This is a genomic window from Amycolatopsis sp. NPDC104775 (assembly GCF_055583325.1).
The window spans coordinates 575,843-588,555 of sequence record NZ_JBVJOE010000003.1 but is presented as its reverse complement, the minus strand read 5'-3'; the positions used below and the strand labels follow the sequence as shown (position 1 = coordinate 588,555).

The 12,713-nt window shown below is 69.6% G+C and carries 11 protein-coding genes; 8 read left to right on the top strand and 3 right to left on the bottom strand.

The window, feature by feature from the left end:
- Positions 1–2 precede the first annotated feature (2 nt).
- From ACZ63D_RS16845 to ACZ63D_RS16825, 5 genes are read left to right on the top strand one after another with little or no spacing between them, the layout of a single operon-like run.
- On the top strand, positions 3–911 hold the full coding sequence (locus ACZ63D_RS16845; RefSeq protein WP_465355209.1) for an SDR family oxidoreductase: 909 nt from the start codon (positions 3–5) through the stop codon (positions 909–911).
- On the top strand, positions 908–1,693 hold the full coding sequence (locus ACZ63D_RS16840) for a MaoC/PaaZ C-terminal domain-containing protein (RefSeq protein WP_465355208.1): 786 nt from the start codon (positions 908–910) through the stop codon (positions 1,691–1,693). Before ACZ63D_RS16845 ends, ACZ63D_RS16840 begins: the two co-directional genes overlap by 4 nt.
- Before the next feature lie 27 nt (positions 1,694–1,720).
- Entirely contained in the window at positions 1,721–3,337 is a 1,617-nt protein-coding gene (locus ACZ63D_RS16835) for a class I adenylate-forming enzyme family protein (RefSeq protein ID WP_465355207.1), read from the top strand.
- Between the two features lie 39 nt (positions 3,338–3,376).
- Positions 3,377–4,423, top strand: a complete 1,047-nt coding sequence (locus ACZ63D_RS16830; protein WP_465355206.1) for an AMP-binding protein — start codon at positions 3,377–3,379, stop codon at positions 4,421–4,423.
- Complete coding sequence (locus ACZ63D_RS16825; RefSeq protein ID WP_465355205.1) at positions 4,348–5,046, top strand: AMP-binding enzyme; 699 nt, start codon at positions 4,348–4,350, stop codon at positions 5,044–5,046. Before ACZ63D_RS16830 ends, ACZ63D_RS16825 begins: the two co-directional genes overlap by 76 nt.
- Here ACZ63D_RS16825 and ACZ63D_RS16820 read toward each other — a convergent pair whose 3' ends face one another.
- The 3 genes from ACZ63D_RS16820 to ACZ63D_RS16810 all read right to left on the bottom strand — a co-directional run bounded on the left by ACZ63D_RS16820 (position 5,047) and on the right by ACZ63D_RS16810 (position 7,166).
- Entirely contained in the window at positions 5,047–5,652 is a 606-nt protein-coding gene (locus tag ACZ63D_RS16820; RefSeq protein WP_465355204.1) for a TetR/AcrR family transcriptional regulator, read from the bottom strand. It abuts the gene before it with no gap.
- A 245-nt stretch (positions 5,653–5,897) separates the two neighbouring features.
- Complete coding sequence (locus ACZ63D_RS16815; RefSeq protein WP_465355203.1) at positions 5,898–6,752, bottom strand: alpha/beta fold hydrolase; 855 nt, start codon at positions 6,750–6,752, stop codon at positions 5,898–5,900.
- 81 nt (positions 6,753–6,833) lie between these two features.
- Positions 6,834–7,166 carry a VOC family protein gene (locus ACZ63D_RS16810; RefSeq protein WP_465355202.1) on the bottom strand — a complete coding sequence of 111 codons (333 nt, stop codon included), beginning with the start codon at positions 7,164–7,166 and terminating at the stop codon, positions 6,834–6,836.
- A gap of 296 nt (positions 7,167–7,462) precedes the next feature.
- On the opposite strand from ACZ63D_RS16810, the gene ACZ63D_RS16805 reads away from it, so the two are divergent.
- The 3 genes from ACZ63D_RS16805 to pntB all read left to right on the top strand — a co-directional run bounded on the left by ACZ63D_RS16805 (position 7,463) and on the right by pntB (position 12,704).
- A complete protein-coding gene (locus tag ACZ63D_RS16805; RefSeq protein WP_465355563.1) occupies positions 7,463–9,049 on the top strand; it encodes an alkaline phosphatase family protein in 1,587 nt (528 codons plus the stop codon).
- 693 nt (positions 9,050–9,742) lie between these two features.
- A complete protein-coding gene (locus ACZ63D_RS16800) occupies positions 9,743–11,266 on the top strand; it encodes a Re/Si-specific NAD(P)(+) transhydrogenase subunit alpha (RefSeq protein WP_465355201.1) in 1,524 nt (507 codons plus the stop codon).
- A 19-nt stretch (positions 11,267–11,285) separates the two neighbouring features.
- Positions 11,286–12,704, top strand: coding sequence for a Re/Si-specific NAD(P)(+) transhydrogenase subunit beta (gene pntB, locus ACZ63D_RS16795; protein WP_465355200.1), 1,419 nt, complete (start codon positions 11,286–11,288; stop codon positions 12,702–12,704).
- The last annotated feature ends 9 nt before the right edge of the window (positions 12,705–12,713 follow it).

Here is a 12,713-nt window from a genome sequence, read left to right as displayed (position 1 = left end):
ATGTGAGCGGGATCTTGGAGGGCCGGGTCGCGATCGTGACCGGGGCCGGTCGCGGACTCGGGCGCGAGCACGCGCTGGAACTCGCCCGCCAGGGTGCGCGCGTCGTGGTGAACGACCTCGGCACGTCGGGTGCGGGCGAGGGGGCGTCCGACGGCCCGGCGGGCGAAGTGGTCGAGGCGATCCGCGCGCTGGGCGGGCAGGCGGTGGCCAACGGTGCGGACGTCGCGGACTTCGCGGCCACGGAAGCGCTGGTGCGGCAGGCGGTCGAGGAGTTCGGCGGGCTGGACATCGTCGTCAACAACGCCGGGTTCGTGCGCGACCGGATGATCGTGACGACCAGCGAGCAGGAGTGGGACGCCGTCGTCGCGGTGCACCTCAAGGGGCATTTCGCAGTGATGCACCACGCCGCGGGGTACTGGCGCGCGGAGGCGAAAGCCGGGCGGGCGCGGGCGGCGCGGATCGTCAACACCACCTCTGGCGCGGGTCTGCAGGGCAGCGTCGGGCAGGGCAGCTACAGTGCAGCCAAGGCGGGGATCGCCGCGTTGACGCTGGTCGGAGCCGCGGAGCTCGGGCGGTACGGGATCACGGTGAACGCCCTCGCCCCGGCCGCACGCACCCGGATGACCGAGGGGCCGTTCGCGGCTCAGATGGCCGCGCCGGACGAGGGGTTCGACGCGATGCACCCGGGCAACGTGTCGCCGATCGTCGCTTGGCTCGCCAGCGAGGAAGCCGCGGACGTCACCGGACGCGTGATCGAGGTCGAGGGCGGCCGGATCTGCGTGGAAAACGGCTGGAGCCACGGCCCGTCGCGGGAGCTGGACCGGCGCTGGACCGCCGCCGAAGTCGGGCCGGCCGTGCGCGAGCTGCTCAAGGAAGCGCCCGAGCCCGAGCCGGTTTACGGGGCGCAGTGACCAGCCCCGCGGACTGGAAGGGCCGGATCCTCGGCGAGCGCACCGTCGCCTACGCCGACCGCGATCCGATCCTCTACGCGCTAGCCGTCGGCGCTCGGCCGGACGAACTCGACTTGGTGTTCGAGGACCGGCTCCGGGTGCTGCCGCCGTTCGCGCTGACGCTCGCCCAATGGGCGCCGGACGTCCTCGGCTCGGCCGGGGCGTTCGAGGTCGGCAACGCGGTGCACGGCTCGCAACGGCTGCGAGTCTTGAAGTCCTTGCCGCCCGCTGGCGAGATTTCCATGCAGGCCAAAGTTTCCGAGGTGTGGGACAAAGGCAGTGCGGCGGTGTATGAGGTGGCCGTCGAATCGGACTACTTCGTTGCGACCTGGTCGTTGTTCTGTCCGGGCATCGGCGGTTTCGGCGGTGAGCGCGGACCTGGCCGACCGCCTGCTTTGGACAGTCCGAAATGGACTACATCATTGTCCACTGCGCACAATCAAGCCTTGCTTTACCGGCTGCTGGGGGATCGGCACCACATCCACGTCGACCCCGCGGCCGCGGCCGGGATCGGCCAGCCTCGCCCGATCCTGCACGGTTTGGCCACCCTCGGCGCGGGCGCGCTGGTCGCGGCCCGGCAGGTCGGCGCGCATCCGGCGGATCTGACATCTCTGGAAGGCCGGTTCGCCGCACCAGTGTTCCCGGGAGAGCAACTGCGGGTGGAAGGCTGGCCGGGCGGCGGGTTGCGGATCACGTCGGAACGCGGCCCGGTGGTCGACGGAGGGCTGGTCCGCTTCGGATAGCGGAACGCGGATTACGGGAGGCGACCGATGACCGAGCGGGACGATATCATCGCGCGGCTGACCGCGCCGGGCGCGGAATTCGAGATCCGGACGGAGCCGGTCGTGGGCCGTCCGATGAAGGTGTTCGCGCGGCGGCATCGGTCCCTGACCGAACTGCTGGAGGCCTCGCGTGCGTTCGGCGATCGCGAGTATCTGGTCACAGTGGACAGTAGGCTCACGTTCGCCGAGCACTACCGCCAAGTGGCTGCACTCGCCGCGGTGCTGCGGACTGAATACGGCGTCGGCCGCGGAGACCGGGTCGCGTTGTGCGCGGCGAACTGTCCGGAGTGGATAGTCGGCTTCTGGGCCGCGGTGTCGCTCGGGGCGATCGCGGTCGGGATGAACTCGATGTGGGCCGCGCCGGAGGTCGCGCACGGTCTTGACCTGACGACGCCGAAAGTCGTGCTGGCCGACGCTGCCCGGAAGCCACTGGTCGCGAATCGCTGTCCGGTGCTGGAATTCGGCAGCGGCGAATACCGGGAACTGCTCGGCCGCCACGAAAACGCTCCGCTGAATCCGGTGCCGGTCGACGAGGACGATCCGGCCGTCGTCTTCTTCACGAGCGGGACTTCCGGGCGGGCGAAGGGTGCGACGCACTCGCATCGCAACGTGCTCGCCGCCGTGTGGTTCCACCTGTTCAACGACGCGCTCGCGGCGGAATTCGGCAGTCCGGCGCGGGATCGCCGATTCCTCCTGGCCACGCCGTTGTTCCACATCGCCGCCCTGCACAATCTCGCCGTAGTGCGGCTCGCGGTGGGCGACACTGCCGTGCTGTACCAAGGGAAATTCGAGATCCACCGGGTGCTGGACCTGGTGGCGGCCGAGCGGATCACCAACTGGGGCGCGGTCCCGACGATGCTGTCCTGGCTGGTCGAAGCCGATCTTTCGGGCCACGATCTCAGCACGCTCAAGTCGGTCTCGGTCAGCAGCGCCCCGTCGACCGCCGAGCTGAAAGACCGGTTGCGGGAGGCGCTTCCCGGTGCGGCCGCCTCGCTGAGCACGAACTACGGACTGACCGAATCGTCGACCGCGGCCACGCTCGCCACCCCCGCCGAAGTTCTCGCCGACCCGGACACCGCAGGCCGTCCGGTGCCGAACATGGAAGTGCGGATCTGCGACGCCGAAGGCCGCCCTGTTCCCGACGGCACCGACGGCGAGATCCACATCCGCGGCCCGCAGGTGATGCTGGGCTATTTCAACGACCCTGCCGCGACGGCCGCCGCGTTCACCGAGGACGGCTGGTTCCGCACCGGCGACCTCGGCCAGCTGCGCGACGGCGCGCTGTTCGTGCTGAGCAGGCGCAGCGATCTGATCCTGCGCGGTGCGGAGAACATTTATCCGGCCGAGGTCGAGGAACAGCTGGCCGGGCACCCTGCCGTCGCCGAATGCCTGGTAGCCGGGCTGCCAGATTCGGACTACGGGCAGATAGTCGCCGCGAAGGTAGTGCTGCGCGACAAGTCCGAAGTGGACGCTGACGAGCTGCGCGGGTATCTCGGCGAACGGCTCGCGCGGTACAAGATCCCGACGGCCTGGTTTCTGACCCGGGATCCGTTGCCGCGCAACGCGACGGGGAAGGTGGTCCGGTGGCTGGTGCGGTGGGAGTAGGGAGCAAAGGTGAGCGCGGCCGACTGCTGAGGAGGTTCGATGGAGACGTTCGCGGAAGTCGTCCGCTCCCGGCGCGACGACGCGCACGAGGCGCTGCGGTTCGAGGGCCGCAGCTGGACGTGGGCCGAGGTCGTCCGCGAAGCCGCCGTGCGGGCGTCGCTGCTGCGCACCTTCGAGCCGGGGCCGGGCCGGACGCAGCGGCACCTCGGCGTACTGCTGCGGAACCTGCCGGATTTCGCGTTCTGGATCCTCGCCGCCGCGGTGACCGGCGACGTCCTGGTCGGCATCAACTCCACCCGGCGCGGCGCGGAGCTGGCGGCGGACATCAGCCACACAGACGTCGACGTGCTGCTCACCGAACCGCTCTACCGCGAGGAGGTCGCGAGCCTCGACCTGCCGTCCGTCCGCCGGATCCTCGAGGTGGAGTCGGCGGAATACCGGGATCTGCTTGCGGTGCACGCGGGCGCGGACCTGCCCGCGCGCCTGCCGGACCCGGCGGCGATCTTGCTGCTGCTGTTCAGCTCGGGCTCGACCGGCACGCCCAAGGCGGTAATCTGCGGCAATGGCCGCCTCGGCCGGTTGGCTGGCGCGCTGGCCGAACGCGTCTCGCTGCATCGCGATTCGGTCACCTACCTCTGCCTGCCGATGTTCCACGGGCACGCGATCATGATGAACCTGGCCGCGGCGGCGAAAGTCGGCGCGACGATCGTGCTGGTGCGGAAGTTCTCCGCGGCGCGGTTCGTCCCGGATCTCCGCGCGCACGGCGTGACGTACTTCAACTACGTCGGCCGGGTGCTCAGCTACGTCGTCGCGCAGCCGGAGTCGCCAGCCGACGCCGACAACCGGCTGGAGGTCGCCTTCGGCTCGGAAGCCGCGCCGGGCGAGGCCGCCGAATTCCGCGCCGGTTCGGCTGCGAGGTGCGGGAAGGCTACGGGTCGAGCGAAGGCGGGCTCCGCGTCGTGCCGGACCCGGACGGGCCGCCGGGCGCGCTCGGCCGCCCCGCGCCCGGAATGCGCGCGGAAATCCGCGACCAGGACAACCGCGTCTGCCCGCCCGCGGAATTCGACGAGAACGGCCTGCTGCTGAACGCCGGGGAAGCGACCGGCGAGATCGTCGCGGTGGGCGGCGGGAAAACGTTCGAGGGCTACTACCGCAACCCCGCCGCGATGGCCGAACGGCTGAAATTCGGCGGCGAGGACTTCTGGACCGGCGACCTCGGCTACCGGGACCGCGACGGTTATCTGTATTTCGCGGGCCGGACGGCGGACTGGCTCCGCGTCGACGGCGAGAACTTCGGCACCGCGCCGGTCGAGCGGATCCTGGATCGCTGCCCGGCGTTCGCGGCGGCGCACTGCTACGGCGTGCCCGATCCGAAGACCGGGGACCTTTTGATGGCAGCCGTCGTTCTCGCTGAGGATGCCGTGTTCAATCCGGTCGAATTCAACGAATTCCTTGCCGTGCAACCGGACCTCGGTACGAAATGGTGGCCGACGTTCGTCCGGATTCTGGACGAGATTCCGCTGACCGGCAGCGGCAAGGCGGACAAGGCGTCGTTGCGCGCGCAGGGGTGGGAGGGCGGCCAGGTGTGGTACGCACCGCGGCGAAGGAGTCCGTACCGGCTGCTCACGGGGGAGGACCGAGACCGGCTGCGGGCGGAATTCCTGGCGCACGGCCGGGAAAACTCGCTGCCCGCGGCCTCCCGGCGCTGATCACCGCGGCGGGAGCCCTTCGGCAATCGCGGCGAACACCTCGCGCAACGTCGCCGGAACCGTCTTCTCCAGGCTTTCGTCCAGGAACCGGTTCAGCACCGTGGTCATCGCCGCGATCGCGACGTCGGACACCAGTTGCGGATACAGTTCGCCGACCTTCGTGCCGGTGCGTTCGGCGATCGCCTTGACCAGGTCGCTGGTTTCCACGCGCGCTAAAGCGGTGCGCATCTCCGGCGTCGCGCTCCACGCCTGCACCGCGCTGAGCTGGTCGGATGCCGGTTGCCCGTACGGCACCCCATCGGCGCGCAGCGGTTCGATGAGCGCTTCGGCGAGCGCGGTCCACAGCGGTTCTTCCGGAGGGCGTTTCCGCAACAGCTCCGCGCTGAGCCGGATCCGGTGCTCCTGGCGGTAGGCGACCGCGTCGTATTTCGTGGCGAAGTAGTTGCTGAACGTCCGGAGCGACACTCCGGCCCGCTCCGCGATGTCCTCGCGGACAACGTTGTCTGGACCTCTCTCGTACATCAGCGCCACAGCGGCGTCGCTCAGCGCTTTGCGCGTGTCGAGCTTCTTGCGTTCTCGCAAGCCGAGCGGTCGTTGGTCAGCCATGCCGACCACGGTATCCAATTGTCCGCCGCATTCGCGCGGACGGCCGGTTTCGTTACGGACGAGCGCCGCGCGGCGGCGTGCGGCCGGACGAGTGCCCGCGACAGACTGGCGGCATGTTGTCGGTGACAAGATGGTTGTCCCGGGGCTTGATCGAACTGGGAGCGCCGCAGGTGATCCGGAGGTCGATAGTCGCTTGTGGACGGTCTCCGGGGAGCGGACCAGGGTGAGCTTTCCGGCTCGACGCGTTATTCCGCGCCGGTTTCGGCCAGGAACGCGGTGAGTTCCTTAGTCAGCTGTTCGGGTTGGTCCTCGGGGATCAGCGTGCCGCTGTCCGGGATTTCGACGAGCCGGCCGGCCGGAAACAGGTCGGCGAGGCGGCGCCCGTGGTCGGCGGGCATCATCCGGTCCTTGCCCGCCCAGACGACCAGGACCGGGCGGTCGAATCTACGCAGCTTTTCGGTCCATTCGAGCAGCGTGCGCCGCGGCGGGCTCCCTAGTGCGAATTTGGCCATGTCCCGGCGGATTTCCTTGTCCCGCAACGCCGGGCCGAACCAGCCGTCGAGAACGTCCTCCGGGATCCGGCTTTCGCACATTCCGCCGTACGCGGCTTTGGCGTGGCGGTAGAACGAGGTCCGGCTGGCCTGGGTGAGCAGCCAAGGCCCGCCGGGAAGCCGGAGCAGCCGCAACGGCACTCGCGCGGGTTTGGGCGGGAAATTGTCGAACGCCTCGCAGGCGACCAGTGCGAGCCGTCCGACGCGGGCGGCGTGCTCGGGCGGCGCCATTCCGTCGGCGACGAGGAATTGGCCGCCGCCCCAGTCGTTGAGCACGATTGTCGCGTCGTGGAGGTCGAGCGCGGCGAGGAATTCGCCGAGGAGCCGCGCGACGCCGAACTGGGTCAGATCCGCGTCGGGCCGCATCGGGGCGAGGTGCGCGCCGAGCGGCAGGGTGGGCAGGAGGCAGCGGTAACCGTCCAGCAGCGGGACGACCTTGCGCCATTGCGTGCCGGACATCGGGAAACCGTGCCCGAACACCAGCGCCGGGCCGGTTCCGCCGGTGTCGGTGTAGTCGATCGGCCCGGCGGACAGTTCCACGCGCGGCATCGGACCTCCCTCGGGTCTGGCGATTAGAGCGATCACTCTAGTCGCGAGACTAGGCCGGTCCGGGCGGGCGGGTCAACCCGGTCACGCGCCGCTGAAGACCACGCGGTTCCCGTCCGGGTCGGCGAGCGGCAGAATGCGCGCGCCGCCGCCGGGCTGCGGCCCGTCGTGGGCGATTCCGGCTTTCGCCGCCCGCGCGGCCGCCGTGTCGAGATCCGTTTCCTCGAAGACGACCGTCGACCGCCCGGCGCGGCCGGGTTCGGACCACACCTGCAGGCCGAACGTGTCGCCGAGATGCCATTCCAGAAGCCCGGCCATCGGACGGGCGTCGGGGCCGCGCTCGAACAGGGCGGCGTACCACTTCTCGGCCCGTGCGAGGTCGGAGACTGTGCATTGGGCAAGTACTCGGCGGATCATGGCTGCCCCTTCGAAGTGATTGTGATCTGCAAGCGCTTCCAGGAGACCACGTCTGCTGGCAAAGTGCAAGCACTCCGGCCGGGGCTGCGAAGGCGAGTGCGCGTATCTGCTTCCTTGAGCGAATCGAGCGAATTGCACCCCATTCGCGCACTGCTTCGCCGCCAGCGTTCATCTTGTGTTTCTCCGGCGGTTTTCCCGCGTCTTTGTGCGCGGCCTGGAATACGCCGGTCGCCGGGGCGGCGGCAGAAACAAGGAGGACACCCGTGTCGAGAATTCGTTGGCGTGCCGCCGCGGCGATGGCGGCGGCCGGTGCGGTCGCGGCGGCCGTGCCCGCGCTGGCCGCGCCGGTGCGCACCGAGCACGTGCTGCTGCTTTCGGTCGACGGTCTCCATCAATCGGACCTGGAGTGGTACACGCGCACTCATCCCGGATCCGCGCTGGCCGCGCTCGTCGCGCACGGCACCGAATACACGCACGCGAGCACGCCGGTGCCGTCGGATTCCTTCCCCGGCATGGTCGGCCAGGTGACCGGTGGCAATCCGGCGACCACCGGGATCTACTACGACGCCACCTACAACCGGGCGTTGCTGCCGTCCGGCACCACCTCGTGCGCGGGCGCGAAGCCGGGGTCCACAGTGGACTACACCGAGGATCTCGACCGGAACAAGGACCGCATCGACGCCGGGCAGGGCTTGCCGGATCTGCCCGACGGCGTGCTCGCGATGACCGGCGACCCCCGCTCGCTGATCGATCCCGCCGCGCTTCCGGTCGATCCCGCGAAGTGCGAACCCGTTTACCCGCACCAATACCTGCGGGTGAACACCGTCTTCGAGGTCGCCCGGCAGGCCGGGTTGCGCACCGCGTGGTCGGACAAGCATCCGGCGTACGAAATGCTCAGCGGTCCGTCCGGAACCGGAATCGACGACCTCTTCACGCCGGAGATCAACAGCAAAGCGCCCAGCTCCAGCGATTGGACCAAGGACAATGCCGCGACCCAGCGCTACGACGGCTACAAAGCCCGGGCGATCCTGAACGAAATCGACGGTTTCGACCACAGCGGACGCGCGAACACCGGTACGCCCGGAGTGTTCGGAATGAACTTCCAGTCCGTTTCGACCGCGCAGAAACTCCCGTCCTCCGGCGGCCAGCCGGGCGGCTACCAGGCGGACGGCACGCCGGGCCCGGTGCTGCGGTCCGCTTTGGACTTCGTCGACCGGCAGGTGGGCGCGTTCACCGCCGAACTGCGGAAACAGCATCTCGACCGGTCGACCGCGGTGGTCCTCTCCGCGAAACACGGCCAGTCGCCGATCGACCCGGCCGCGCTGACCCGCATCGACGACGCCCCGCTGCTCGCCGGGCTGAACGCCGCTTGGCGGGCCGCGCATCCGGGCGCACCCGACCTGGTCGCCCAGTCGACCGACGATGACGCGATGCTGCTGTGGTTCACCGACCATGCGCCGGCGGCGGCCGCCTTCGCCCGGCAGTACTTGCTGGCCCAGTCCGGTACGGGAAACAGCAGCACCGGCGCGCCGAAACCGTTCGTCCACGCGGGCCTGACGACGGCGTACGCCGGAGCCGACGCCGCTCGCTACTTCCATGCCGGGCAGGACGACCCGCGGGTGCCGGACCTGGTCGGCATCGCGCAGCACGGCGTCGTGTACACCGGCGGGCACTCGAAAATCGCCGAACACGGCGGCGCGGCGGCCGACGACCGCGCGGTTCCGCTGGTAGTCAGCGGCGGGAACGGGGCACGGATCCCGGCGGCGGTCGAGACCACGCAGATCGCGCCGACGATCCTGCGGCTGCTGGACCTGGACCCGCGTGCGCTGGACGCGGTCCGGGCGGAGGGAACGCGCCCGCTGCCGGGCCTCGGCCGCGGCTGACCGGCGCCTCGGTCCGGCTCCGGCAGCGGGCCGGGCCGAGGTCGGCGGCGGGATGTCCCATTCCTCGGGAACATCGGCGCGTCGCTGCTCAGCGGCTTGGTTTCGGATCCGCGTGGGCGCGAGTTCGCGAAGCGCGGCGTCGAATCCGGGGCTTGTTCGGCCAGCAACCGCGGATCGTCAAGACGCGCTCCGCGGAACAGTTCGCCCGGCGTGAGAAGCGGATCGCTTGCGCGCGGTTCTGAGTGTCCACTATGGACTAGGCGACGCGAGGCTGCTCGCTCTGCCCGCGTTCGAGGACGAGCTGGACCCGCCGCGCGACCGTGGGCTCCGAGCGGAGCAGCCGGTTGCGCCGCCTGGTCGGCGGCCCGGCTGACCGGGTTGTCAAGTGGCGGACATCACTGCGGGCCTCCTGATCGATCCGGCGATCGATTCCGCGGCCGCGTCCCGGGAGCCGAAAGCCTGGAACCTGCGAGGCGGGGGACCCGGTCGCGGCGGCTGTCCGGGGCTATGACCGTGCTCTCGTCGCGGCCGACACCGAAAAAGGGGCTCCGGTCGGCTGCCGGAGGCCCGGCGGCATGGGAGTATCCAGCGCATCTGTACCTGAAGCGGGCGAAGTCGGACCAGGGGGCGGACCCAAAACGCCGTCAGGCCCGGCCGGCGGATCTTCCGCGAACGAAGCGGGAAGGAGACGGCATGCTGATCGGGGTGCTCAAGGAGGCCCAGCCGGGGGAGACGCGCGTAGCGGCGACCCCGGAGACGGTGGGCAAGCTGCGCGGGCTGGGTTACGAGGTGGCGGTCGAGCCGGGAGCGGGGCTGGCGTCGGGGTTCTTCGACGAGGCGTACGCGGAGGCGGGGGCGGCGGTCGGGCCGGTCGCGGACGCGGACGTCGTGTTCGGAGTGAACGCTCCCTCATCCGAGCAGCTGGACGCGGTGAAGTCCGGTGCGACGCTGGTCAGCCTGCTGGCTCCGGCGTTGAAGCCGGAGCTGGTGGAGGATCTGGCGAAACGGCCGATCACGGCGCTGGCGATGGACGCGGTGCCGCGGATCAGCCGGGCGCAGTCGCTCGACGTCTTGAGTTCGATGGCGAACATCGCCGGGTACCGGGCGGTGGTGGAGGCGGCGCACACGTTCGGGCGGTTCTTCACCGGGCAGGTGACCGCGGCGGGGAAGGTCAACCCGGCGAAGGTGCTGGTCGTGGGCGCCGGGGTCGCCGGGCTGGCGGCGATCGGCGCGGCGGGGAGCCTCGGGGCGATCGTGCGGGCGACCGACCCGCGGCCGGAAGTGGCTGATCAGGTGAAGAGCCTGGGCGGGGAGTATCTGTCCATCGAGGACCCGAACGCGGAGGTGTCCGCGACGGGTTACGCGAAGGAGATGGGCGACGACTACAAGGCGCGCGAGAAGGAGCTGTACGCGGCGCAATGCAAGGACGTCGACATCATCGTCACGACGGCGTTGATCCCGGGGCGTCCGGCGCCGCGGATCATCACCGGCGAGATGGTGGCGTCGATGAAGCCGGGTTCGGTCATCGTGGACATGGCCGCGGCCAACGGCGGCAACGTCGAGGGCTCGGTCGCCGGGGAAAGCATTGTCACGGACAACGGCGTGACGATCCTCGGCTACACCGACCTCGCGGGTCGGCTTCCGGCGCAGGCGTCCCAGCTGTACGGGACGAACCTGGTCAACCTGATGAAGCTGATGACACCGGAGAAGGACGGCCAGCTCGTGGTCGACTTCGACGATGTGGTGGTCCGGTCGATCACGGTCGTGAAAAACGGCGAGCTGACGTGGCCGCCACCGCCGGTGCAAGTATCCGCGGCACCGCAGAAGCCCGCGGCGGCGGAGAAGAAGGAGGAACCGGAGAAGCAGCCGATGTCCTCGGGCCGCCGGCTCGGGATCGTGCTGGGGATCGCGGCGGTGTTCCTGTTGCTGGCGGCGCTGGCCCCGGCCGCTTTGCTGCCGCATCTGACGGTGTTCGCGCTGGCGATCGTGATCGGCTACTACGTGATCGGGCACGTGCACCACGCGCTGCACACGCCGTTGATGTCGGTGACGAACGCGATTTCCGGGATCATCGTCGTGGGCGCTCTGCTGAACCTGGTCAGCGGCAACACAGTGGTCGTGGTGCTGGCGGCGGTGGCGACCTTGCTGGCGACGATCAACATCTTCGGCGGCTTCGCGGTGACGCGCCGGATGCTCGCCATGTTCTCCCGCAGCTGACCCGAGAGGCCTCCTTCAGATGACTGTGCACACTGCGAGCCAGGCCGCCTACATCGTGGCCGGGCTGTTGTTCATTCTCGCGCTGGCCGGGCTGTCCCGGCACGAGACCGCGCGGGTCGGAAACTATTTCGGCATCGCCGGGATGGCGGTCGCGCTCGTCGCGACGATCGCCCAGGCGGTGTCCGGGGAGATCACCGGGACGTCGATCGCGCTGATGATCGTCGCGATGGTGATCGGGGCCGGGATCGGGCTGCGCCGCGCGGCGGTGGTCGAGATGACCGGGATGCCCGAGCTGATCGCCCTGCTGCATTCGTTCGTCGGTCTCGCCGCCGTCCTGGTGGGCTGGAACGGCTACCTGCAGGTCGAATCCGACCCGGGCGGGGCCGAGGCCCGGCACCTGGATTCCCTGGGGACGCTGGGGATCCACCACGCCGAGGTGTTCATCGGGGTGTTCATCGGCGCGGTGACGTTCACCGGGTCGATCGTGGCGAACCTGAAACTGTCGGCGAAGATCAAGTCCGCGCCGTTGATGCTGCCGGGCAAGAACTTCCTGAACCTCGGCGCGCTGGTGCTGTTCGTGGCGTTCACCGCGTGGTTCGTGGTCAGTCCGGCGTTGTGGCTGCTGATCGTCGTCACCGTGCTGGCTTTGGCGCTGGGGTGGCATCTGGTGGCCTCGATCGGCGGCGGGGACATGCCGGTGGTCGTGTCCATGCTGAACTCGTACTCGGGCTGGGCCGCGGCGGCGTCGGGCTTCCTGCTGGAGAACGACCTGCTGATCATCACCGGCGCGTTGGTCGGTTCCTCGGGTGCGTACCTGTCCTACATCATGTGCAAGGCGATGAACCGGTCGTTCATCTCCGTCATCGCGGGCGGGTTCGGCATCGAGGCCGGGCCGAGCGGGGACAAGGATTACGGCGAGCACCGGGAAATCACTGCGGAGGGCGCGGCGGAGCTGCTGACCGGGGCGTCGCGGGTGATTATCACGCCGGGGTACGGGATGGCGGTCGCGCAGGCGCAGTACGGGGTGGCGGAGCTGACCCGGAAACTGCGCGACAAGGGCATCGAGGTCCGGTTCGGCATCCACCCCGTCGCGGGACGGTTGCCCGGGCACATGAACGTGCTGCTCGCCGAGGCGAAGGTCCCGTATGACATCGTGCTGGAACTGGACGAGATCAACGACGATTTCGCCGACACCGACGTGGTTTTGGTGATCGGCGCCAACGACACGGTGAACCCGGCCGCCGCCGAGGACCCGGGCAGCCCGATCGCGGGCATGCCGGTGCTGACCGTGTGGGAAGCGGAGAACGTCGTGGTGTTCAAGCGCTCCATGGCCTCGGGCTACGCGGGCGTGCAGAACCCGCTGTTCTTCCGCGAGAACTCGGCGATGCTCTTCGGTGACGCCAAGGACCGGGTCAACGACATCCTCGCCGCGCTGTGAACCAGGAGA

Bases quoted from the DNA above. Each gene is read 5' to 3' on its own strand.
- ACZ63D_RS16835 (WP_465355207.1), top strand. From the start codon at position 1,721: ATGACCGAGCGGGACGATATCATCGCGCGGCTGACCGCGCCGGGCGCG.
- ACZ63D_RS16830 (WP_465355206.1), top strand. From the start codon at position 3,377: ATGGAGACGTTCGCGGAAGTCGTCCGCTCCCGGCGCGACGACGCGCAC.
- ACZ63D_RS16825 (WP_465355205.1), top strand. From the start codon at position 4,348: ATGCGCGCGGAAATCCGCGACCAGGACAACCGCGTCTGCCCGCCCGCG.
- ACZ63D_RS16820 (WP_465355204.1), bottom strand. From the start codon at position 5,652: ATGGCTGACCAACGACCGCTCGGCTTGCGAGAACGCAAGAAGCTCGAC.
- ACZ63D_RS16815 (WP_465355203.1), bottom strand. From the start codon at position 6,752: ATGCCGCGCGTGGAACTGTCCGCCGGGCCGATCGACTACACCGACACC.
- ACZ63D_RS16810 (WP_465355202.1), bottom strand. From the start codon at position 7,166: ATGATCCGCCGAGTACTTGCCCAATGCACAGTCTCCGACCTCGCACGG.
- ACZ63D_RS16805 (WP_465355563.1), top strand. From the start codon at position 7,463: ATGGCGGCGGCCGGTGCGGTCGCGGCGGCCGTGCCCGCGCTGGCCGCG.
- ACZ63D_RS16800 (WP_465355201.1), top strand. From the start codon at position 9,743: ATGCTGATCGGGGTGCTCAAGGAGGCCCAGCCGGGGGAGACGCGCGTA.
- pntB (WP_465355200.1), top strand. From the start codon at position 11,286: ATGACTGTGCACACTGCGAGCCAGGCCGCCTACATCGTGGCCGGGCTG.